The following is a 22,173-nucleotide window of genomic DNA, read 5'->3' as shown; positions in this document are numbered from 1 at the left end:
CTCTGCCGATAAACCCAGCGGATAGCCTGCGACAACAATCAGGCCAGCGGAAGCGTGCGGTTTATGGAGCGCTTACGATGGATCAGTTCAAGGGAGGGCTGTCATGTAGCCTGATCGCATTGAAGAAGACCGGCAGAATCGCCCGGTTTGCAGGAGCACAACGCGCCCCCGTCATTCCCGGAAAAGCGAGATTCCATGCCTTTCCCGCCCTCCTCGTCATTCCCGAGGAAGCGGGAATCCATCTCCCCCCTGTCATGCCCGCGCAAGCGGGAATCTGCGCATCCCTTTCAATCCACCACGAGCTCTCAGGCGCATGACCGCAACAAGACCTCAACGATCCGCTCTGCGGCGCGGCCGTCCCATTTCTCAGGAATACGCCCAGCAGCCGTCTGCCCTCGCAACACCTTTTGCGCGGCTACAAGAATGTCGGGACCCTGATCGCCCACCAGATGATTGGTGCCCTCGGTGCACGTGATAGGCCGCTCCGTGTTCCGCCGCATCGTGATGCACGGAACCCCCAACACAGTGGTTTCCTCCTGCAAACCGCCACTGTCGGTCAACACCAGACGCGCGTTCATGTTGAGATGCAGAAAATCGAGGTATCCCAGAGGTTCCGTCAACCAGATGCCCCGCACTGCGCCACCTTCGGTGAAATAGCCGGAATACCCGAACTCCTCAGCCATCTTTCTCGTTCGTGGATGGATGGGGAACACGATCGGCACTTCCTGCGCGATCTCTGACAGCGCATCGAGTATCCCCCGGAAGATCTCCGGATCGTCCACGTTCGACGGCCGATGCAGCGTCAAGGTCGCGAACGCGCCCGGTTCCAGGCTCCACTCGGATAACACACCCCGCGCGCTAGCGAGTTCCTTGTGCTTGAGCAAGGTGTCGATCATCACATTGCCAACGAAATGGATCCGCTCTTCGTTTGCGCCCTCACAGCGCAGGTTCTCATCCGCCAAGCGGTCCGTCGTGAACAGGTAATCGCACAGCACGTCGGTACAAAGGCGGTTGATCTCCTCCGGCATCGCCATGTCCCGCGAACGCAGGCCAGCTTCGACATGGGCCACCCGAATGCCCAGCTTCTTCGCGGTAATCGTGCAGGCCATGGTCGAGTTCACATCACCCACGACCACGACCAGATCCGGGCGCTCTGTTCGGCACACGCGCTCGAACTCGATCATGATCTTCCCGGTTTGTTCTGCATGAGAACCGGAGCCGACCTCCAGATCGATATCCGGCTTTGGGATGCCCAACTCATCGAAGAAGGTCCGGCTCATCCGCTCGTCGTAGTGCTGCCCGGTATGCACCAGCAAGTGGTCGATGGCCTGCGGGTGGCGGTTCATCGCCTCGATGATCGGCGCCATCTTCATAAAGTTCGGTCGCGCCCCGACCACGTTAATCACTTTCAGCATCTGGTCCTCTGGGAAGGTTTTGGAACGGCGCAGTGCCCCCAACGCCTTAGGCTGGCGTCGGCTGCCGTTGGGGCAGCGGGCACCTTCATTGACGGGATAGACCCGCCTGGCGGGAGTCCTCGAGCACCTCGAGCATGCGCCGGGCCATTTCGCCGCGGTCGTACTTGCCGGCAGCGCGCAGGCCGTTCTCGCGGAGTTGTGCATAAAGCGCCGAGTCGCTCTTCAGCTTGAGAACGCACTCGGCCAGCGCCTGCGCGTTCTCAGGCTCGAATACCAGACCGACACCCTCTCGCTCGACGATCTCGGCCGATTCACCAGCCACACCATGCAACACGGGAATGCCCATCCCCATGCACTCAAACAGTTTCGAAGGGATCACCGTCGTGAACAGCTGCGTCTTCTTCAGATGGATGATCGAGACATCGAGCAGCGACCAGTGACGCGGGACCTGGTCCTTGGGAACCGTATCCAGGAAGACCACGTTGTCCAGGCCCATTTCTGTCGCGCGGTCCCGTATCGCCTGTTTACGCGCACCATCGCCGAGAAACAGAAGCCGAACGTCGTCTCCCCCCGTCTGCTTTTTCAATATCGCCGCCGCCTCAAGCAGCGTCTCCAATGCGTGCGCCATGCCGTGTGTGCCGATGTAACCGGCGACGAATTTCCCCTCCAGCCCAAGGCTCGCAGCCAGTTCCTGGTCCCGCGGCAACGGATGAAAGCGCGTGATATCGACCCCATTGGTGACGACGAAGATCTTCTTTGGATCAATCCCGCGCGACGCCAGATTTCGACGGAAGGACTCGGTAACCGAAACGATGCGGACGGCTTTCCGGTAAAGAAACAGTTCCAGTCGCTCCAGCAACCGGATGACACGCGTATTCCCGATCGCGCCCACCGCCTTGATGGACTCCGGCCAAAGATCCCGCAGTTCGAATACGTAGGGGATCCGCTCAAGCCGACTGACGACATAAGCGGCACAGGGCGTGAAGAGTTGCGGAGACGTGGCCACGATCAAATCGACCTTGCGCACAAATGGCGCACCGGCAATAGCGGACAGCATGAAGCTAACGTAGTCGAGAATGCGCGGCAGGAAGCCCGCGTTGGCCGTGATATACGTCCACACACGGATAACGCGGATGCCCTCCATCGTTTCCGTCTGCCACAACCGGTTGCGGTAGCCCTCGAAGACTTTCCCAGCTGGAAAATTGGGAGCACCGGTGATCACCGTCACCTCATGCCCCAACTTGACCCATTCGCGGCAGTGCTCGAAGGTGCGGCTGGCGGGTGCGTTGACCTCGGGCGGGAAATTATCCGTGAGAAAAAGAATGTGCATGCGTCAATTCCATGTCAAAACCAGCTCGCACCTGTCCCCCGTCAGATACACCTCGATACATCTGGAGGGCAGGCTGACCCCGAACTCGGGGTGATACGTTGATGGCACGATGCGCGCCTTGCCTCCAGTCACCTGCCAGCACACCATCCGATCAGAGCCCGGAACCCGCAGATGCTGATCCGCTTCGTTCACCTCGACCGCCGGATGCAGGAAATAGCGGGCGACCGCCTCTTGAAACGGCCCCTCCACAGTGTCCGTGACGGACAACGAACCAGGGCCGAAACGCCAGACACGGCAATGCACCGGCTTGCCGGGCAGGCGGCGGTAGCCATCATGCGAACAGGCGACGCACCAGACCTCGCCCACGTCGTCGATCTGTAATCCGAACGGCTTCGCACGCCGCGCGACCCGAAACCCAGCCCAAACCTCCGACGAATCGGCACCATCAAGGGTCACGGTAGTGTGCGCCGCCGTACCCCGCTGCCGCTGCCGCTCGGGCCCGGTGCCATAGACGGAGGTGCCGGAATTCACCAACACCCGCCGCCCGAAAAGCGACAGCTCGAACGACAAGGTGTCGGCGTGCGCATGGCCGGGGAGATAGTCCGGACCGATCGGGGCAACGTCCAGAAACGCCACGCACTCGCCGCGCTGTACGCGCAGATACCCGCTGTCCGGCAAGCGAACGACACCGTCCGTTAGCGCCGAGAGCGCCGGCAAACCGAGCCGCACCGCATAGGCATCCAGTTCCCAGCTGGAAGGCGCGATGCCCATCGCCGCATCGTTGAAGAGCGTGATGTCCCCGTCAGGGTGTCGCATCACGGCGAGCCACCGGTGCATACTGGTGGCCAGTTCAGGCAAACCCGAGACTAAACCCTGCCGCCGCTCGGGCACCGCCCCAGGAAAAGCCGCAAACAAATTAATCAGATCCAGGACATCCTCGAAGGCCAGCGCGTGATACATTGGACTGAGCTCGAACTGCCCACCGTCCGGAAGGATCTGTTCCGGCAGTTCCCGCTCCAGTATCCGCAATCCTTTTGCCAACCAAGTGTCCGCTTCGGCTCCGCCGAAATAGCACCCGGCAAAGATCAGCGCCTTGGCGTTGGCGAACAGGTGGTTGCCGAGCAGATGCCATTCCAGCCGCTTCGCCAGCCAGCGCGTCTGCACAGCCAGGCTCTGTTGCCACTCGGCACGCATCGCGTTCCCGCCCAGCGCCCACTTGATCCAGTTGACGATGCGTAGCGAGGTTGGATAAGGCTCCCAGCCGGTTCCTTTGCCCGGCGGATTTTCCGCGATCCACCGTTCAATCAACGCCGTGTGCCACGCGAAGCGCCCCGCGGCGCCCTCCGCATTCAAGTCATCGAAATAGTGGAGGTTATACAGCCACAGCTTGTCGCAGCCAGCCTCTTCCCACGCTGCCGAGTGGCCGATGTCGCGTTCTTCATTCAGGAACCGGCAGCGAGTAAGGCTCAACAGACTTACCCGCCGCTTTGCCGGTTGCCGCCACGTACCCTCTCCCGTCCGCAATGCCAGCGCCGGCCGATGGTCCGGACTGGGCGTGTATAGTCGAAACCACACCCGGCCGTAAATCTGCTCGGCTCGCAGATAGCGCAGTGTATGGAGGTAGCGGGCCAGAAGATGAACGGTACGGGAAGCAATCACCGATAAATTCCGCTGCGATGACCCACTTCGACGAACAAAACGCTTGCCGCGTAAGACCGGCATTGGCCGGACGCTTACCCGGCCACCGCGATGGTGCGGCCTAAAGGCGGAACCGGATGACTGAGCGCAAATCTCAGCTTGGAGGGTCGCAACTGAGCCAATCCACCAGATGGCGCTCAAGCTCGGGGACACTACACTGAAGCGTCGTCCAGACGATCGTTGGGTCCACGCGAAAATATTCATGAGTCAACACGATGCGCATATCGTAGGCATCATGGAGATGCTGCCACAGTTCGGGTTGGCGCGTTTGAAGACCAGGCTCCAACTCGAGAATACGCTTCCCCGCTTCACCCATCACGATCAGGCTCTCGATGACCGCGCGTTGCGTCTTGCCGTCGGCAAGAAATTCATCTCTGCCAAACTCACCGAGATCGGATTTGATGTTTTCGATAGCCTCCAGGACATCAGCGAAGCGCTCGTTAACCCGTCGTCGATCGCGCGTCATACGGCCGTCGCGTCCGCTAACACGCCTTGCCGAATACGATCGCGTAGCCCGTTGGGCGTCACGACATCGGCCCTTACACCAAGCGCTTGCTCCAGCTCGCGCTTCATCCTCACGAGGCTGATCAGCGTGGTCCTGCCGTCGATCGGATCAACCAAGAGGTCAAGGTCACTTGCCTCGGTATCTTCGCCGCGAGCGACGGAGCCAAACACCCGGGGATTCCTGGCATCATTCCGTTCGACAATGCGACGGATATCTTCCCGGTGCAACTCCAGAGCCAGAGAGGGTTTCATTGATGCCTCAATAGGAGAAATGTCCACAGAAGCCGTTGGTGCCTCGACCATCCGCCGCATGCGCAACGCGAGTCCCATTTTAGCCCCTCCGTTGCCTCGCTTGCTCCCCTAACTCAATCGTCACCCGGCTGACCTCTGCCACCTCTTCCCACGGAATCGGCGACACGCCGCCTTGCTCAACCGCCTTCACGAACGCTGCCGCGCAAGCCTTTTGCCCCTTGTCCTGACGCCACAGGTTCATTTTTGTGAAGCCTGGCCAACCGAACGCCGTCAATTTCCGGAAGTTATCCAATTGCAAAATCCGCCCTGCACTGAACACTTCCAGCCGTTCCTTGGGGAAAGATTTGTGCCCATTGGCTAGGTAGTGCACCGTCCCAATTGACCCGTCGGTGAATTGCAACTGCAAACTCACCGAATCCCGAGTGGCGGAATCTAGACGGATTACCGAATGTTTGCTGATAGGAACGCCGGCCAGAAACCGCAGCAGGTCGATGAAATGGCAGGCTTCGCCGATAACTCGCCCGCCACCGACCGCAGCATCCTGCGTCCAATGCTCGGCCGGGATCGCTCCCGCATTCACCGTCATCACGAAGGCCTTGGGCTCCGCTACGGTGCGCAACAGTTCCTTCATCTTGACAACCTGCGGCGCGAAGCGGCGGTTAAACCCGACCATCAGCACCGGTAGTTTGGAACTGGATGTAGGAGCGCAGCCCTCTGCGTGATCCGAACCCGAACAGTCAGGCGGAAGACACGCATCGATCGTCTGCAGTTCATTCAGGGTCAAGCATAGCGGCTTCTCGCAGAAGACATGCTTACCCGAGGCGAGTGATCGCTGCACCAGTTCCGCATGCGTATCGTGCCGGGTCGCAATGACCACGGCATTGATGGCCGGATCGTCGAACACCGCAGCCAGATCGGTGGTCGCCTGTTGAAATCCGTATTTCCGCCCCGCGTGCACGCTGCTGACGCCACCGCTCGACGCGACGGTCTGTAACCGCGCCCCGGCACTCTGAAAGGCCGGAATGAGCACGGCGGTCGCATAGTTGCCCGAACCGATCAGCCCGACCGTGCAATGCCCCACCGCAACTCCCTGGGTGGTAGCACCGCCTTCCTCCCCCCTCGCCCTTGGGGAGAGGGGCCGGGGAGGAGGACCGAACACTACCGTTCGTTGCCGCAATACCTCGGCGGCTACAGCCCCCGGATACTCAAGCAAGATACCTAGCGATGGCCCACCGCCCCCGACAAGATCGTAGGCCTCGACCGCGCGATCGATGGGAAATCGGTGTGAGATGAGCGGCTTCACATCGAGCCGCCCGTCCGCCAGCATGTCGAGGACGGCTTCGAAATTTCGCTGTTCGGTCCACCGGACAAAACCAACCGGGTAATCCTGGCCCTGCTCCTCGTAGGCCGGATCATAACGGCCCGGCCCGTAGGAGCAGGACACTTGAAAGCTAAGTTCCTTCTCGTAAAAGTCCGCACGAGAAAGCTCCAGACCCGTCACGCCCACCAGCACGATGCGTCCACGCTTGCGGCACATCTGCGCGGCCTGATGCACCGGCTCGCTGCTCTTCGTCGCCGCCGTCAGGATCACGGCATCGACACCCCGGCCGCGCGAAAACCGCTCGGCTGCCGCCAACGGATCCTGTCCTGCGGAGAGATCAACGACCTCCGCCCCGGAACGCGCCGCCAGGTCCAGTTTGTCCCGATCGAAATCCAGCCCCAACACCCGGCAACCGTGCGCGCGCAGCAACTGGACAGTGATCAAGCCGATCAGCCCCAGCCCCGTGACGACCACCGTTTCACCCAGGGTGGGCGCCACCAGCCGAATGCCCTGCAGGGCGATAGCCCCGATCACCGTGAACGCGGCCTCATCGTCGGAGACGCCCTCCGGCACCTTGGCGCACAAGTTCGTCGGGATGCTTACCACCTCGGCATGCTTGCCGTTCGAGGCGACCCGCTCGCCGATAACGAAGCCGGAAGCGTCCGGTCCGACTTCCAGCACCGTACCGACATTGCAGTAACCCATGGGCAGCGGCTGGTCCAGCTTGTTGCGCACCGCCTCAAGGGTCGGGGCCAGCCCATCGGTCTTCACCTTCTCCAGCACCTGCCGGACTTTGTCCGGCTGCTGGCGTGCCTTGTCGATCAGGTTCGCCTTCCCGAAATCGACCAGCATCCGCTCGGTGCCGGCCGACACCAACGTCCGGCTGGTGCCAATCAAAAGCTGCCCCGGACGGACTGCCGGGCAAGGAACCTCGGCCACTTCCGTGCGTCCGTCACTCAAACTTTGCAAAATCTGCTTCATCTTGATCCTGTGTGCCGGCTCATCGATCTCACCTCCCCCTGTTTTTAACTCGCCCGGCAGCCGCACGTTGGTTTCGTCAAGGCGGCAGGCCTTCCTTGGCGTAGGTGTACCCGGAAGGCGTCTGAAGGTCGTACTTCCTATTCCGGCAAAAACTCTGCATTCAGCGCTTCGTCGATGACAAAAGGCGGCTGCTCGGGAAAGTTTGCTTCATCGATGGCCGTTTCGTCCGTCGCGAGGATGCGCGCTCTGCTGTACGCGCTGGCAAAGAGTTCCGGCAGCCGGTGCCTAAGCCCAGGGTTGTCTTCCAGAACACGTAGAGCATCGAAGCGCTGGATCTTGATCGTCCGCAACCAGCTAACCCCGCGCCGCTCAGGCTGATACCGCCATCTCAGCAAATGCTGTAGCAGGATCGAGAGTCGCGTCTCCAGTTCCCGCCGTTCCCGCGCACCCATGCTGTCCAACTCCTCGATTAAATGCTCGGTATCAAGCTCGTCCAACCGTCCTTGGCGCAACAGTTCGGCCTGTTGGTGAGTCCACGAATAGAAATCCTGGTCATGCAGTTGTGCGCTCATGGTGCCCTCGCTATACGCGCCGAAGGAGTTGAACGGTATCACAGTGCTTCTGCTTGTAGGCGCGTATCGCCCTCCGGCACCTTGGCGCACAAGTTCGTTGGGATGCTCACCACCTCTGCATGCTTGCCGTTCGAGGCGACCCGTTCGCCGATAACAAAGCCGGAAGCATCCAGGCCGACTTCCAGCACCGTACCGACATTGCAGTAACCAATGGGCAGCGGCTGGTCCAACTTGTTGCGCACCGCCTCGAGGGTTGGCGCCAGCCCATCGGTCTTCACCTTCTCCAGCACCTGCCGCACCTTGTCCGGCTGCTGGCGTGCCTTGTCGATCAGATTCGCCTTCCCGAAACCGACCAGCATCCGCTCGGTGCCGGCCGACACCAACGTACAGCGGGTGCCAATCAAGACCTGCCCGCACGTACGGCTGGACATGGGACCTCGGCCACTTCCGTGCGCCCGTCACTCAAACTCTGCAATATTTGCTTCATCTTGATCCTGTCTGCCGGCCGGTGAGTCGGGTTTTCCGCTTTTTTACCCCCAAGCCTAACCCGCTACGAAGTAGCCCGCGCCAGTCACTGCATCCACGCCGCAATAGCACGTTAGCAGGGGCAGTCCCGGTTTGCTCATGCGACAACTTGAGCAGCGTCGTGAGCAAGTTTTCGATACAAATCCGCATACTGCGCCGCGATGTTCTTAAGCCGGAACCGCTCCACGTTACGGTACCCGTTTTCAACCAGCTCCCGCCGATAGTCTGCATCGTCTATCAACCTTTCGACTGACGCCCGGATGTCGGCTACATCGTAGGGATCAACATAGCATGCAGCATCACCCCCAACCTCAGGCATCGAATAAAGCCGACTGGTGACCACCGGACGGCCAACCGCATTCGCTTCTACGATCGGCAGACCGAAACCCTCGTAAAGAGACGGAAACATCACGATGTCGGCTTTCTCGTATTCCGCCAGCACAGCCTCGCGGCTCAATCCGACCCCATTTTCGTAATCGATACCATAACGCTCCAAGGCTCTCCGCTGATCTGTGGCTAACGGGCCAATGATCGCCAGCTTGCAAGCGATGCCTTCCAGCGCCTCGGCCACGCGTGGAATGTTCTTGTTCGGTGTAGTACCAATCTGAAGAATGCGCGGATAGTCCGCATTAAACGCTCGGTCCCGCCTGACAAACTCATCGGAAACATGGCAATGAATCACCTGAATCTTGTCCGGATCGCAATTAAGGTAATTCAGCAACTCCCGCTTAGTTGATGCGGAAATTACGGTAATCGCCGAACAGCGCTTCTCCGGCAGCCAGTACCAAAAGAACCAAAGGAGCCAGCGCCTAAGTCCACGCAACCGCTCCAGAGTGACGCAGTCGAGCACCGTCAGCACGGTACGACGACGATCGAGCAGGTAAGTCAAATAGTGAACATCCCCAGTCACGTGATTCACGTCACCCTGATGGCGCGCGGCACTCCACAGGTCGACCATACGGGGCCAGACTCCCTTTGAAAAATGCCGATTAATGCGCACATCTACGCTGAGATCCGGCGGCAAGGCCGAGCGGACGTCCTCGAAAAGACGCTCGACACTGTAAATGCCCACCGGCGGCCGTCGTTGAAAGTGCTTAATCTTCAGACCGGTCATCCCCCCACTCATTTGATCCATTCCGCCACAAGCCCATAAGCCATTCGGCGTGACCAGTGACATCCGGGCCGCGTAAGCAAGGGCACACGCCGCCACGCATCCAATAGCTGAGTTTGCGCGAGCCAGCGGTCCATCGGCAGCGAGAATCCCGACTTCGGACGGTCGATCACCTCAGCCGGCAATGCGGGGCGAGGCGCGAGCGCCAAGGATCGCTTGCCTGGAAGACCAGGCGGGCGCGGCGCTGCCAATACGGGCGCCAGATCTCGTAGCAACTGAATGTCGACCAGAGGCGTCCGCAATTCCAGAGAGTGGGCCATGCTAGCCCAATCGCTATCGCGCAGCAGTTGATTCCTCAGATAAAAGCTCGCTTCCAGAGCAGCGATGGCCGCGTACTCCCCACCCGGCCAACTGCCCAACGTTTCTCTGACAAAAAACGGGGGTGGTAAATCGGCCAAACCTTCGCGCAGCAAATCTCCATCGAGCAGCGCTGGCAGTTCCCAAGGCATGAACAGCCCACGGCGCACCAGATAAAGCCCTGCCAGATCCGGCCCCGTTCGCGCCAGCCCTTCCGCCTTTACGGGAACCCAGCCAAACCGATGCCCTAGGCGGGCCCCCACACACAAAAGACGCGCCAGTCCCGGGACCCGACCCACCATCTGCAGCCTCCGGCGCCAAACCGGCAACTCGGCAAAATGCGCATAGCCGCCAAACAGCTCATCGCCACCAACCCCGGACACCACGACCTTCAGTCCCAGTTTCGCAGTGTGTTTGCTCACCAACCACGTGTTGAAGCCGTCGATGCTGGGTTGATCCATGTCGGTAAGCGCCCGTGGGAACGCCCCGACGGCCTCGGCGTCGCTAATCCATACCGTGCGATGCGCCGTTCCATAGTGGGAAGCCAGACGCTCGGCATAACCGACCTCGTCCTCCGATGTGCCCCGGAACTCGCTGAACCCAAGCGTTACAGTCTGTAGCGGCATGGTCCGACCTTCAGCCATCAGGCCAACAAGTGCCCCCGAATCGATCCCGGCCGAAAGAAAAGCGCCTACCGGGACATCTGACACTTGGTGCGCGGTTACCGAATTACGGACAGCGGCTCTCACTTGGTCCAAAAGCGCATCCGCAGGCACTAATCTCGGGAATTCTGCGGCCGAGCGCCAAATATCAACCACAGAACAATACTCGCGCGTCGCGCCCGATCCGCTTTCCGTGACCCAAAGTGAATGTCCAGCCGGCAAGGCCCGAATGGCCCGTAACGCGGTTCGGGGTTCTGGGATACTACCGAGCAACATAAAACCAACCAGCGCCGTGGGATCGGGACTGTCATCGATGGCAATGTGATCACGCAATGGCCTCACTTGTGAGCAGAAAGCAAAACGCCCTCCTTGATCGGTAAAATACAGCGGTTTGATGCCGTAGGGGTCGCGTGCCAGAAGAAGCGACCTTACCTCACCGTCCCACATTGCAAATGCGAACATACCACGCAGGCGTGGAAGTAGCCCCTCCCCCCACTCCCGATACCCGACTAAAATGACCTCCGTGTCGCTATCCGATCTAAAGCAATGTCCTTTCTCCTCCAATTCGTTACGAAGTTCCCGAAAGTTATAAATCTCACCATTGAACACGAGGACTCTTTCATTAAAGAAATCAACCATTGGTTGATTCCCCGCTTCAGTTAAGTCAAGAATAGCGAGTCGTCGGTGTCCGAGAACGGCATTACCCTCGGGAGAAACCCATAGCCCCGCCCCATCTGGGCCCCGTGTTTGCATCGCGTCGCAGATCGAAACGACCCGCTCAATGGCGGATCCGACCGAGCCGGCCCGGTATTGAAAAACCCCAGCTATCGCGCACATTGTTCAGTTCGCCATTTTTTTACGCAGATACCGTGGTTGCGCGATGAACAAACGCCGCCATTAGGTAGCCTTGACCCCGTACCGCCACACGGAACCTGACTCCGTCTCGTTTTCTAGGAATGTTTATAGATACTAGGGTGCTGTCTTTGAATTTTCATTACCGCTTTCTGGCTTCAATTACTAGGAGTGACGGTCGTAATACCGAAAGCGAAATTCGTGGGAGGAACGGATCGAACGCGGTGACACGCGAAACCTTGAACCCCTTCTGCTCAAGCCACGTCCTCACCATCATGACATCCACCTCGAAAGAAGAAAAGGATAAATATGAAAATGCGCTGACGCCGAACACTCCGCAGACACCCTTAATAAACTTTTGTATAAGCCTCGTTGCAGATGCTTTTGCAGGGATCGAGATGATCAGCGCCCCGCCAACCCGCAGCACGCGGTGACTTTCGAACAGAACCTGATCTGGGTCTTCGACGTACTCTATAACACTAGAACACACTACGCCGTCGAAGGTCGCGTCGCTAAGGACACCCACATCTTGAACATCGCATTCAATACATTCAACGCCTCGTACTCCCTTCTCTGACACCAAATAATGCAGGTTTCGCAACATCTCTGCCGAGCCATCAACCGCCGTGACAGACGCACCACGTTCCAGGAGTTGTAGCGTAAGAACACCGGAACCACAACCTAAATCAAGCCACGCATCATCCGCCTGAACGTGCCGCGAGAATATAACATCAAACAACGCCAACCGTTGTCTAAATGAGCGTCGCCGGTAGCCGCTAGACCATCTGTTAGCAACTTCATCATGGAATTGCACCGCCGTTAAAATCGGCTTATCCTGACTCTTCATACTCTTTTTACCGTCCGTTATTCCGCGCCTTCTAATCGAGCACTCGCAATGTGGCTTTGAATTCACCCACCCCACTTTTCACGTATCGCATCCAAAAAGAGATTCCTGTGCGCCTCAACATTCGTACTCGTCTCCAGCCGCCTATGAGCATATCGGCGGATTCGCTTCCTCCATTCAAAATAGTCCTCCCGAGAGAGACGTGCACATGCTTCAATACATTCCACAAATGAACGTTCGTCGCTCAGGGGCAAATCCCAACCAACACCACTTGCGGTCAAGTTACGCCAAGGTGTGGCGTCCGAGAGTAATACTGGCGTACCGGCCAAGAGCGCTTCTGCTACAACGTGTCCGTAGTTTTCACCCTTTGTCGGAAGGAAGAATAGATCATGGTTTTCGAGAACGCCCGGCACATCCTCATGGCGGATTGCGCCTCGCCAAAATACTTTCACGTGTATCGGCATAACCTTAGTCATTTCCAAACATTCCGCGAAGTAAGACTGGTCTTCCGCAGGGCCGTAAATATTCATCTCGACCGCTATAGACAACTTGCTGAGTACGCCCAGCGCAAAGTCGAGATTTTTCTTTCGCGACACTCGGGAAAGAAACACAATTTTCAGTGGCCCCGAATTAGCACTGGCGCGATGTGGACGAACGTCTCCCCCTGCTATAGCTGTTGCGATATTCTCAGCAATAACGACTTTCTCTGCCTGACCTATGACCCGCCTTATATCCTCCGACTCACAAATACCGGATGCGTGCCACGTGACCCCCCGAAACAAACCAACACGACTCGCGAAGTACAAAAAGATCCTTTTTTTAAAAGGCTTAAGCGCAATCGCGCCAGGGGAAAACTCGCCGCGCGGGGCTACCACTACGGGAATCGCGTCTCTTACTCGGAGTCGCCGGACAACCAGAGGCAAGACGCTGAACACAGGATCAAACACGCTGTTCAAATATAAAACTTCATATCGTCTAGGTGCACCATAGATTATGCCGGCAACAACTCCTAGGCGTTTGCATCCAGGACCCATATATAAGACACGCGCATTTCCGACGCTAGACCATACCGACACGTCAACGCCAACATAAGGGACGGAATCGCCCACATCTCGGTCAGAAGTGACAACGAACATTGCGAACTCGTGACCAAGATTTTGTACAAGGTTGCCGAGAGACCGGATAGGCCCACCCGCCTTGTATGCGGGAACATAAAAACGTGTCATAAACAGCAGCCTCGGCAAGCCTGTCCTCGGGCTGTTATCATTACGTTTCGACTTTCTCACGAGTGCACACTATGTAGTATTAGATACCGTTACCTGTTCCGAGCGCCGAGGGCCAAAACGTTGATGCCCCGGACGACCAAACGGCTTCATCGGTGGCTCGACGTAGGGGAGTTCCGATACGGCTCAACTCCACACCCAGCGTCGCGTCACACTGAGTTCATCCCGTTATCGGTTATCGGTTATCGGTTATCGGGTGGAGAGAAAAATTCCCTGAACCGACACCCCAAACGCTCGCACAACTTATTAACGGGTCTGCGTAAGCCAACGAAGCGACTCATCAAATTCCCCAGAGTGCAACTTCGAATAGCTTTTAGAAATATGGTCATCGTCGGTATAAATTACAACTTTGTCCTGTATAACAGGACAAATTCTCCCTTCGCACATGAATCCGCGCGGCTCAAGCATTCTAACTCCCGGATATTCTGCGGACACTTTAATGATTACATCGTCGGCTGGACCACTATATTCAGCGAATTCTTCCTCATCCACGTAACATTGCTCCGCGCCTAGCCGCAGGAGGCAGTGAATCGCGCTGAACTTTTGTACCGGGCTGGTCAGGATAATTAAGACCCTTATATCTAAGCGACTAGTTATATCGAAAATCTGCCTAAGCTGTTCAGAAAAATATTTTAGGGCCTCCTCCGCGGTTTGGGCTCGGCTATCAAAAAAAACTCCTGGCTCCCAATTTCTGCGATCAGCGATGGATGGTGGAAATCGTCCCATACCTTCAGGCCATCGTGCCGATACAATCAACCCCCGCAAATGTTTAGTCTCCTTCCAACGCGCCAGTTGATTGAAATTTCGCCAGTTGAAAGCAATACACTCTGCAGTCCCAATTGGACCCAGGAGGGGGCGACAGGCATTCATAGTTAAAACCCCCAAATTCAAATTGAGACGTTGGGCAGCCTCCCTTAGTGCCGGGTTCCAATGATTTGCGTGTGAATCACCCAAAAGCAATACTGAGGGCCTGCCTGTACTGCGATAGCACTCATTCTCTTGTTTTTCAGTCGGTAACCCAGTTGTAAACATACATTCGAGGCCCGGCATGTCATTTCTCGCGCGATCCATATAAGCTTCTGCTTTCGAATAACCCCACCCGGTACGTACCCAAATACCCGAAATGAGTGCTAGGCACAACGCAACTCCAGTACCAAAGGCTCCCAACGAAAGTGTCTGCTTAGGTGTAAGCTTCGATAATATATTCCAACTCTTCTTCTCAATATATTCATAGGTTGCAATTGCTAGCACAAATGAAATTGCCAATCCAAATGCATCCAACAACTTAGAATCCTCGAATAATCTTTGACTCCGCATCAAAACGAGTATTGGCCAGTGCCATAAGTACAGAGGATATGAAAGCTTGCCGCAATACACTAGCGGGCGACAAGTAAGAAAGTTTGATGGACCAATCAAACCTCCTCGGCTATTACTGTGGCCGGACCAGATCAAAAAATAAGAACCGAGCACAGGAAAGGAGGCTGCCGGACCAGGAAATGGTAACTTCTCATCCAGAAAGAATACGGAGTAAATAATCAGAAGCACACCAAACCAACCGACTATCCAAACGCGGCGGCGTTGATTTATGGTAACTGAAACCTTCACTTCCTGTACCGCGAGTAGAGACCCAAGCATCAATTCCCAAGCCCGCGTAGGCATTAAAAAAAAGGCAGCGGAACTATCTGAGTGTGTCAAAAAACAGCTCAAGCTAAAAGAGGCAAACGCCAATACAGTGATTATAGACCTAAGGCGGCCTCTACCACCCCGCACTAATGCGAAAGTTAAAAGCAGCGGCCAGAAAATATAAAACTGTTCTTCAACAGATAGTGACCACATGTGCAACAGTGGATTTGTTTGAGCCCAGTCTGCGAAATAGTCTCCGCTTTGGGATAAAGCAAAGAGATTTGCCGAAAACAAAAGCGTCGAGAGCGCTGCCCTATCGAGCAGCCCTACCTCGCCGGAAACCCTAGTCAACGCAATTTGTCCGATCGCCAATACGGAGATTAGAACCAACAGGAAAGCTGGTGCTAATCTTCTTACTCGCCTTGCCCAAAACCCAATTAATGAGATGTGGTTATCTCGGCGAAACTCAGATTCAAGAACCTGCGTGATTAGGTAACCGGAAATAACGAAAAAGATATCGACCCCAACAAATCCTGACTTAAATATAGGGATCTGTATGTGAAAAGCCAACACTGAAAGAACCGAGATGGCACGAAGGCCATCGATTTCCGGGCGATACCTACTGTTCATAAAAAAAGGCTATATTCATGGTCGATTCGGAGTCAGCGCCGGGATGTCACGTGCAGGACATTTAAGCCAATCGCTCTGTCAGTCGTACACGCGCTTTTACGGCGTTCGACGCCCCAACTCCTACCGGATTCAAACTTTGTGTCCGGCCGCTCGGCCCCGTCGTGTCGACTTTTCCAGACGCGGTCCGCGCGCCGTCTCCCATTCTTCACCGAGCATTGGGGCCCGAGCAAATGGCCGCCTGAAGGCACAGGATAAATCCGGACTCCCCGATGTGCGGGACGGAGCCGTGTAATAACCCTACGATGCTTTTGGGAGTACCGAGTTGCGGAGGGTAATCTGATCTCCTGCGGCGGCGAGACATCGCCCGCAGGACCCATCGGCAAGCTCGGCGGGCCGGAGCCAGCCGCACGAACGCGATCCATGAACGCCCGGCCGCCATCGACGACCGTACGGTTTCCGCGCGCCGGGACGACAACGTCATCGACGCTTTGGGGAATCGCAGTGTTGTCGACACCCTGTTAGACCGGGCAAACGTTGACATCATGCTTTCACAGATGGGCGGGATGGACGTAGATGGCACACTAGTCCCCTTCACCACAAAGTCAGGGAACCTCTGAACAATTCCGAGTTGAGGCGGAAAAGCGCGTCCCGCGGGGAGGCAGGCTTTAAAAAGGGCACTGGTAAGCGAAATTTCGCGCTCACCGGGGCGATTTCCGGCCGGATTCGCCCGTTGGGGCGGATTCCGGGCGCACCTTGGCCGTCAGGTCATCAAGGCATGCCTCTTGAGATAAAGGTTGGTCAGCCCAATAAGGGTAAACACCTGGGCGGCGTTCTTGGCCAGGCCCCGTAACGCGTCTTTGTGTAGCCGAACTGCCGCTTCATCACGCGGAACAGGTGCTCGACGCGCCTCCGTAGCGATGACATCTTTCGGTTACGGCGTCTCTGCGCCGACCCCAGCCGGCGTTTCGGAAGGGCCTTCAGGGCCACGCCCCACGCGACACCCGCTGTCCGCGCAGCGCGCTTGTAGGTGTCATTGCCGTAGCCCGCATCGCCGATGACGATCCGGTCATCTTCCCGCAGGAGATTCGGCAATTGAATGATATCGGCGGCATTCGCCGGGGTGACCGACACCGTGTGCGCCACGCCGGTGTGAATATCCGCGCCCACGTGGACCTTCATGCCGAAGTACCACTGATTCCCCTTCTTGGTCTGGTGCATCGCCGGATCGCGGGTCTTGCTCTTGTTCTTCGTCGAGGGCGCGGCATGAATGATCGTCGCATCCACCATCGTACCGCCCTTGAGCAGCAGGCCCCTCTCCTCAAGCACGTCGTTGATGGTATTCATCAGCTTTGCGGTCAGTGCATGCCGCTCCAACAAGCGGCGGAACTTGAGGATCGTGGTTTCATCGGGCAACGCATCGTCGGCCAACTCCAGACCGGCGAAGCGCCGCAACGATTCGATCTCATACAGCGCATCTTCCAGGCCAGGGTCGGACAGCGCATACCATTGCTGGAGGAAATACAGCCTGAGCATCGTTGCCAACGGGAACGGCTGACGACCGCGCCGCCGCCCCGCGGTTGGGTAATACGGTTCGATCACCGCCAGCAGTTCCGGCCTGGGCACCGCCTGCTCAATCTCAGCCAGGAACTTCTCCCGATGGGTCTGCTTCTTGTTCTGGTCATAGGCCAGCGAGGGGAAGTTAGTCTGTTTCATCCGGTCACCGCGTTCACATGCTCTGTTGGTGATAGCTTACCAGCCGCATTTGCTCAGAGGTTCCTTAGCTTGTCTCTCGGGCGTTCCGCGGGCTTAGGGCCTACTCACCGATGACCAGGATAAGGCGGGAGCTAACGATGCGGAGCCCTTCAGTGAGATATAGATCCAGAACGACATCGCCGCCCCGAATTAGGCCTTTACAGCGGCCACCTACAGAAAACGCCTACGACCCCAGAAACATCCTGCCTAAGGTACCTGAAATCTTCGGCACAGACCGAGCACACCTGAACGTCATCGTCACATGCCTGACTGAGCGCCCCCGAGCCTCGTGAGACTCAAAGCCCCGAGCGAAATTTCTCAGCAGGAATATCTGCAACTAAAATGACCGTGGCGCTCCTCACCCCTGCGACGGACACACGATACCGATCACTTTAGAACGTGGTATATTTAAAATTCCAGGAATAACACTACCTTTTTTAATGTTATTCCTGACCCCAGATTCTCCTTCCGCCGGCAGCTAACCTGACCCGTTGTGTTGAATAAGCGTCAAGTTTAAAGAATGCTGAAAATAGGACAAAGAATGTTACTGCCTGTCCTACTATGGCAACGGAAAATGTAGCGGCGATTGCGAAAGCATAGAGAAGTCCAGTGACTCCGATTAGACTAGACACTAGAGTTCCGCGCAAAAAGAGCCATAGGGTTCCGATAGTAACCATCCCTAAGAGCACGCCAAATGTAGCTGAAGCCAAGACCACAGCGAGCCAGCCACCGTTCCAATACATTTCGCCGAACGCAGTCCCACTGAACGATGAGGATTGATCCACTCCCTGGATAGCCAAGCCGATATCCGTGCCAATTACAAAGTTAGGCTTTTCAGGAAATAGGAAGCGCGGAGCAAATGTCCAAAAAATATAGCGGAAAGTATCCCCAGAATCTCCACGGTCATAGCTCCGCATCATGGCGGCCTCCCAAGGAGTATAATCTAGTCGCCTCCAGAACGCATACCCGGCTGGCTCATCGAGACTGTCTTCCCGCAACTGCCGTTGGAACGCGTCACTAACCGCACCCGCTCGCCCCGATTGATATTCGGCATTCCACGTCAGCGCACGAACCTGCTTGACTACCGGGGTTACTGAAATAGCAGCAAAGGTTACGATCACCGAACCAATTAGAAGCCATTTAGCCGAGTTGCTTCCCACATAGAGACCCAGGACTAGAAACACCAAAGGTGTAAGGGTATCAGTGCGCATTCCGATAACTAAACCAAAAAGAGCCTCAGCCAACGTAACCGCTACCGCTAACACCTTAAAACTTCCGCCACGTGAAGCCGCCAATATTGCAAAGATCAGAACGGCGACCCAACCGGCTCGATCCATAAATCCCATAAACCCAGGCAGTATCAAGGGTATATTTAGAATGTAGCGAACGAGCCTCATAATGATTGCGAGTCCTAAGGCGCTGTAAGCAATGCGAGTGAGGCTGGCAGAGGTTAGAAGGGACCCTCCCCCTTTTTGCCTTCGGTCGTAACGTTTAGAGATCAGATTCCGCTGCGACACTAATCTCTTCGCGTGGCTCTGGCTTAAACACCGCATCGTCGCACCCAGTGTCACAGTCGACACCAATAAGCCAGTAATATTAAGTAGCGCAACAGAGACATACGCCGTTATTTCAGTGGGAAAGACCCTCCCGTCCTCGCGCGGCGCTGACTCAGGGGCCATCCACTGGTATAGTGGTCCCATTCCGAAAACGGCGGCTGTCCAAAGAAACAAGATCGGCAATGGCGTGAAGAACGATAGAGAGTCTCTTCTGGTCAGGTCATAGGCGGAGGATAGATAGATCACGAGAGTTGCAAAAGGAAGGAGACGAACCGCTAGCTCGTCCAGAGTTGGGTCGCCAATGAGATTTGAGACGCATCCCAGGAGCCACAGCACAAGCAGAGCTGCTGAGACTCGCCGGGTGATCCAGCGGAGCGAGGCAATACGCGCACCGAAAATTTCCCCTGACACGCGGCTCATCTTGTGACGGCCTCTTTACAGAGAAAGAAATGTGACATTTCCAAAACTTGACATACGAGCGCATTTACAAGCTAACGAGGGCCGTGCGAGAACTGAGACGACACGGATGTTCCCATCCCCCGTGATAGCTTCTGAGCTTACTGCTTCAATTTCCGAACACTGAGATTCGTACCACGATATCCTCGGTGAAAATGCCATTTTTGTTTTCTAAATCGACTATCAAAAGGCGTATACGTATCAACGGCGACAGAATTTACCAAAGCATAGACCGAGTGGCAGTGATCAAGCTAGTTGTAAGTGGGGCGAACTCGCAGAAGTCAACGGATTGAAATCCACGCAAAGGTAGCAGCTGCCTAAAATAGTAATGGAAGCTCTCTTTTCTCTGCGCTCAACTCGATTCTCCTGGGACCCGCAACGGGACATCAGTTAGATCTCGGAGCTTTTGTAGCATGTACGCCAGTCTTTCCGGGTTACTATAGCCACTCTTCAAGCACCTAAGCCGTCCCCCATGGGCGATTCGCCTTGCTTTCTCCGGCCAAGCCAGGAAATGGCGAACTTTGTTCAATAAATCTTCGTGCGAATCAAAAAATACAGCCTCTTCTCCATCGCAGAACAAGGCTTCGTGCTCCTCGCTTCGCTCCGCAAGCATGAAGCCCCCGCAAGCCGGGATCTCCACACTCCGTGTCGTCTGTAGGTCCCGGTTAGCTTTGCGTAGAAAATGCAGATTGATGTCAAATACACCTACGGCCCTGGCGTATTCGTGATCGAGGAGAGTTCTCCGCTCAATTATTAAATTTCGATGGTGCGGAGCTGTGCGATGCGCCCAATTTCCTCCGAAGATCCGGACCGGTATCCCGTGTTGCGCCAAGAATAGCATTGCTTCTGCGCGTTCACGCTCAAAGGATCCTATGAAACCAACCTGTCCTCCCAACAAGCGTCGGTCCTCAACTGTTCCTTGAACTGGACGATGTACACCAGGATCATAGGCATTGCCGATGAATTCCACTCGCCGGCATCCCAGAGCTAAAAGCTCAGCCACATTATAGGATTTGGTGGTGAAAAAAATGTCGTAGTAAGGGAGCTGATCAAGAAATTGACGAGAATGGTTGTGCCGCGCAAGCATGTCATCGGGCGAGAAACCCACCAGTCGTAGGGCGGGCCGCGTCGTTTTGGCTGCGAGGAGAGTGGATGAGTGGATGGTTAGGGCCTTATCCAGCCACAATACCTCGTAATTTTGGCTATGAACTGCTTCGATTACCTTATGGTTTGCCGCGTTAAGGTCGGGTACAACAACAGCGTTCCAGAGTCCTGCTCGATACATACGAGAAACAAGACGGCTTAGGATGACTTCTTTCTCCTGCCAGTTCGGATCACGCCAAGTGTCGATGATGTCCACATCGTGCCCCAGCGCGCGCAGAGCGAGAGCACGATGGAGTGTAGTCGATCCTGGCTTCGCTGGCCCAACCAGAAGAATCTTCACGCGTGGTGAGGATTAAAATTGGCGCCGAACGCGCTCGTAGCCAGCACGCGTGATTTCTTATCGGGCATAGGCCGCAAGTAGGGTGGATACATCAAGTGCGTAAACTGCACGATACCCTTCATGCATGCTATCGATACAGATTGCGCGGCCGGCCCGATCCCATCGTGGGTGAAAGTCGCATCGGAACGGTGAATTGGCAGTAGCCGCATCATGTGAGAATTCCGCGATGTTGATCAGGTGCTCGCCGTCGAGCGACGCCAAAAACAGTCGCCTGCATCCCACTGCGTCAGGTAGTGTGTCGTGTGCAAGCCACGGCAGCTTGGGATGCAAGGTGGGGTGGCCTCCCCGGCTACTTCGCGGAATCTGCATCAGTCCGGGAGAAATCGCGCCCGTGTCGCTATCGATGAACAAAAAGGCCTCACGGTGAATTCTGCTTTTCCAAGCATGAGGGATGAACTTACGAGCCATTCCGACCAAGGCGCGCGTCAGACTGTTCCGCCCCCCGCCAGTTGACCTTACAACACCCGCAAGATTGCTCTGCCGGCCCCATACCCCATAGCGACTAGCAGACAGCCACAACCCGTGGCCAGCTGAGCCACAGTCCAAGAGGCACCGGAGGCCCCCTCCATCCGCCTCAATACACATTACACGTGTCAGTGGGTTCCCGTCCGGGGCCAGCCAGCGGTGAAGGAAGGCCAAACGATCGGAGTCCGGGGAAAAGTCGATGTGGTCAATCCAATGGGCGGCACCCTGGCCTCGGGGGGAGACGTCCGCCGCTAACTGTGCGTAACTTACCAGTTTACGGCTCGGACCTCCATTGAGATCAAATACCAGAAGTCCATCCTCATCCGGAGCGGGTGATTTCGAGTGCATCGTTCGCACGCCAGCGTACCCGTAACCTGGCCGAACACGATCAAGCCGTCCGAAGTCTACACTCGCCGCCAAGCGACCGTTTGGCGCTAATGCATAGACGGGATGATCGAACTTATCTTCCACCGCGCCCGT

General features: G+C 56.5%; 17 protein-coding genes. 1 reads left to right on the top strand and 16 read right to left on the bottom strand.

Annotated features, from left to right (window positions below):
* The coding region (locus ACW73L_RS02790; RefSeq protein WP_498919830.1) for a hypothetical protein at nt 1-317 on the top strand (317 nt) is incomplete at its 5' end.
* Here ACW73L_RS02790 and wecB read toward each other — a convergent pair.
* The 16 genes from wecB to ACW73L_RS02710 all read right to left on the bottom strand — a co-directional run bounded on the left by wecB (nt 306) and on the right by ACW73L_RS02710 (nt 21,168).
* Complete coding sequence (gene wecB, locus ACW73L_RS02785; protein ID WP_498919829.1) at nt 306-1,415, bottom strand: non-hydrolyzing UDP-N-acetylglucosamine 2-epimerase; 1,110 nt, start codon at nt 1,413-1,415, stop codon at nt 306-308. The genes ACW73L_RS02790 and wecB overlap by 12 nt on opposite strands.
* An 85-nt stretch (nt 1,416-1,500) precedes the next feature.
* Nucleotides 1,501-2,745 carry a glycosyltransferase family 4 protein gene (locus ACW73L_RS02780; protein WP_498919828.1) on the bottom strand — a complete coding sequence of 415 codons (1,245 nt, stop codon included), beginning with the start codon at nt 2,743-2,745 and terminating at the stop codon, nt 1,501-1,503.
* Between the two features lie 3 nt (nt 2,746-2,748).
* Entirely contained in the window at nt 2,749-4,404 is a 1,656-nt protein-coding gene (locus tag ACW73L_RS02775; protein ID WP_498919826.1) for a heparinase II/III family protein, read from the bottom strand.
* Between the two features lie 133 nt (nt 4,405-4,537).
* A complete protein-coding gene (locus ACW73L_RS02770) occupies nt 4,538-4,909 on the bottom strand; it encodes a HepT-like ribonuclease domain-containing protein (protein ID WP_498919825.1) in 372 nt (123 codons plus the stop codon).
* A complete protein-coding gene (locus ACW73L_RS02765; RefSeq protein ID WP_498919823.1) occupies nt 4,906-5,277 on the bottom strand; it encodes a nucleotidyltransferase family protein in 372 nt (123 codons plus the stop codon). The genes ACW73L_RS02770 and ACW73L_RS02765 overlap by 4 nt, the downstream gene beginning before the upstream one ends.
* A 1-nt stretch (nt 5,278) precedes the next feature.
* Nucleotides 5,279-7,501, bottom strand: a complete 2,223-nt coding sequence (locus ACW73L_RS02760; RefSeq protein WP_498919821.1) for a bi-domain-containing oxidoreductase — start codon at nt 7,499-7,501, stop codon at nt 5,279-5,281.
* Between the two features lie 137 nt (nt 7,502-7,638).
* A complete protein-coding gene (locus ACW73L_RS02755) occupies nt 7,639-8,073 on the bottom strand; it encodes a DUF29 domain-containing protein (RefSeq protein ID WP_498919820.1) in 435 nt (144 codons plus the stop codon).
* A gap of 38 nt (nt 8,074-8,111) precedes the next feature.
* The gene (locus tag ACW73L_RS02750; protein ID WP_498919819.1) at nt 8,112-8,504 is read right to left on the bottom strand and encodes a hypothetical protein; all 393 of its coding nucleotides are present in this window, start codon (nt 8,502-8,504) and stop codon (nt 8,112-8,114) included.
* A 191-nt stretch (nt 8,505-8,695) separates the two neighbouring features.
* A complete protein-coding gene (locus tag ACW73L_RS02745) occupies nt 8,696-9,712 on the bottom strand; it encodes a glycosyltransferase family 4 protein (RefSeq protein WP_498919818.1) in 1,017 nt (338 codons plus the stop codon).
* An 8-nt stretch (nt 9,713-9,720) separates the two neighbouring features.
* Nucleotides 9,721-11,565: an asparagine synthase (glutamine-hydrolyzing) gene (gene asnB / locus ACW73L_RS02740; RefSeq protein WP_498919816.1), complete on the bottom strand. Its 1,845-nt coding sequence runs from the start codon at nt 11,563-11,565 to the stop codon at nt 9,721-9,723.
* Nucleotides 11,566-11,722: 157 nt separating this feature from the next.
* Complete coding sequence (locus ACW73L_RS02735; protein WP_498919815.1) at nt 11,723-12,427, bottom strand: class I SAM-dependent methyltransferase; 705 nt, start codon at nt 12,425-12,427, stop codon at nt 11,723-11,725.
* Between the two features lie 62 nt (nt 12,428-12,489).
* Nucleotides 12,490-13,710 (bottom strand): glycosyltransferase, encoded by a 1,221-nt coding sequence (locus ACW73L_RS02730; protein WP_498919813.1) that lies wholly within the window; start codon nt 13,708-13,710, stop codon nt 12,490-12,492.
* 243 nt (nt 13,711-13,953) lie between these two features.
* Nucleotides 13,954-15,960 (bottom strand): acyltransferase family protein, encoded by a 2,007-nt coding sequence (locus tag ACW73L_RS02725; protein ID WP_498919812.1) that lies wholly within the window; start codon nt 15,958-15,960, stop codon nt 13,954-13,956.
* Nucleotides 15,961-16,720: 760 nt separating this feature from the next.
* A protein-coding gene (locus tag ACW73L_RS02720; RefSeq protein ID WP_498919811.1) for an IS5 family transposase occupies nt 16,721-17,673 on the bottom strand; the annotation gives its coding sequence in 2 pieces (ribosomal slippage) (nt 16,721-16,806 and nt 16,806-17,673; 954 coding nt in all).
* A 482-nt stretch (nt 17,674-18,155) separates the two neighbouring features.
* Nucleotides 18,156-19,076 (bottom strand): hypothetical protein, encoded by a 921-nt coding sequence (locus ACW73L_RS02715; protein ID WP_498919810.1) that lies wholly within the window; start codon nt 19,074-19,076, stop codon nt 18,156-18,158.
* A 1,000-nt stretch (nt 19,077-20,076) separates the two neighbouring features.
* Nucleotides 20,077-21,168 (bottom strand): CgeB family protein, encoded by a 1,092-nt coding sequence (locus tag ACW73L_RS02710; protein WP_498919809.1) that lies wholly within the window; start codon nt 21,166-21,168, stop codon nt 20,077-20,079.
* Nucleotides 21,169-22,173 lie beyond the last annotated feature (1,005 nt).

Source organism: Methylolobus aquaticus (assembly GCF_054172105.1).
This window is presented reverse-complemented; position numbering and strand designations above follow the sequence as displayed.

Coding starts and splice junctions, on each gene's coding strand:
- wecB (WP_498919829.1), bottom strand. CDS start 1,415: ATGCTGAAAGTGATTAACGTGGTCGGGGCGCGACCGAACTTTATGAAG.
- ACW73L_RS02780 (WP_498919828.1), bottom strand. CDS start 2,745: ATGCACATTCTTTTTCTCACGGATAATTTCCCGCCCGAGGTCAACGCA.
- ACW73L_RS02770 (WP_498919825.1), bottom strand. CDS start 4,909: ATGACGCGCGATCGACGACGGGTTAACGAGCGCTTCGCTGATGTCCTG.
- ACW73L_RS02765 (WP_498919823.1), bottom strand. CDS start 5,277: ATGGGACTCGCGTTGCGCATGCGGCGGATGGTCGAGGCACCAACGGCT.
- ACW73L_RS02760 (WP_498919821.1), bottom strand. CDS start 7,501: ATGAAGCAGATTTTGCAAAGTTTGAGTGACGGACGCACGGAAGTGGCC.
- ACW73L_RS02755 (WP_498919820.1), bottom strand. CDS start 8,073: ATGAGCGCACAACTGCATGACCAGGATTTCTATTCGTGGACTCACCAA.
- ACW73L_RS02750 (WP_498919819.1), bottom strand. CDS start 8,504: ATGTCCAGCCGTACGTGCGGGCAGGTCTTGATTGGCACCCGCTGTACG.
- ACW73L_RS02745 (WP_498919818.1), bottom strand. CDS start 9,712: ATGACCGGTCTGAAGATTAAGCACTTTCAACGACGGCCGCCGGTGGGC.
- asnB (WP_498919816.1), bottom strand. CDS start 11,565: ATGTGCGCGATAGCTGGGGTTTTTCAATACCGGGCCGGCTCGGTCGGA.
- ACW73L_RS02735 (WP_498919815.1), bottom strand. CDS start 12,427: ATGAAGAGTCAGGATAAGCCGATTTTAACGGCGGTGCAATTCCATGAT.
- ACW73L_RS02725 (WP_498919812.1), bottom strand. CDS start 15,960: ATGAACAGTAGGTATCGCCCGGAAATCGATGGCCTTCGTGCCATCTCG.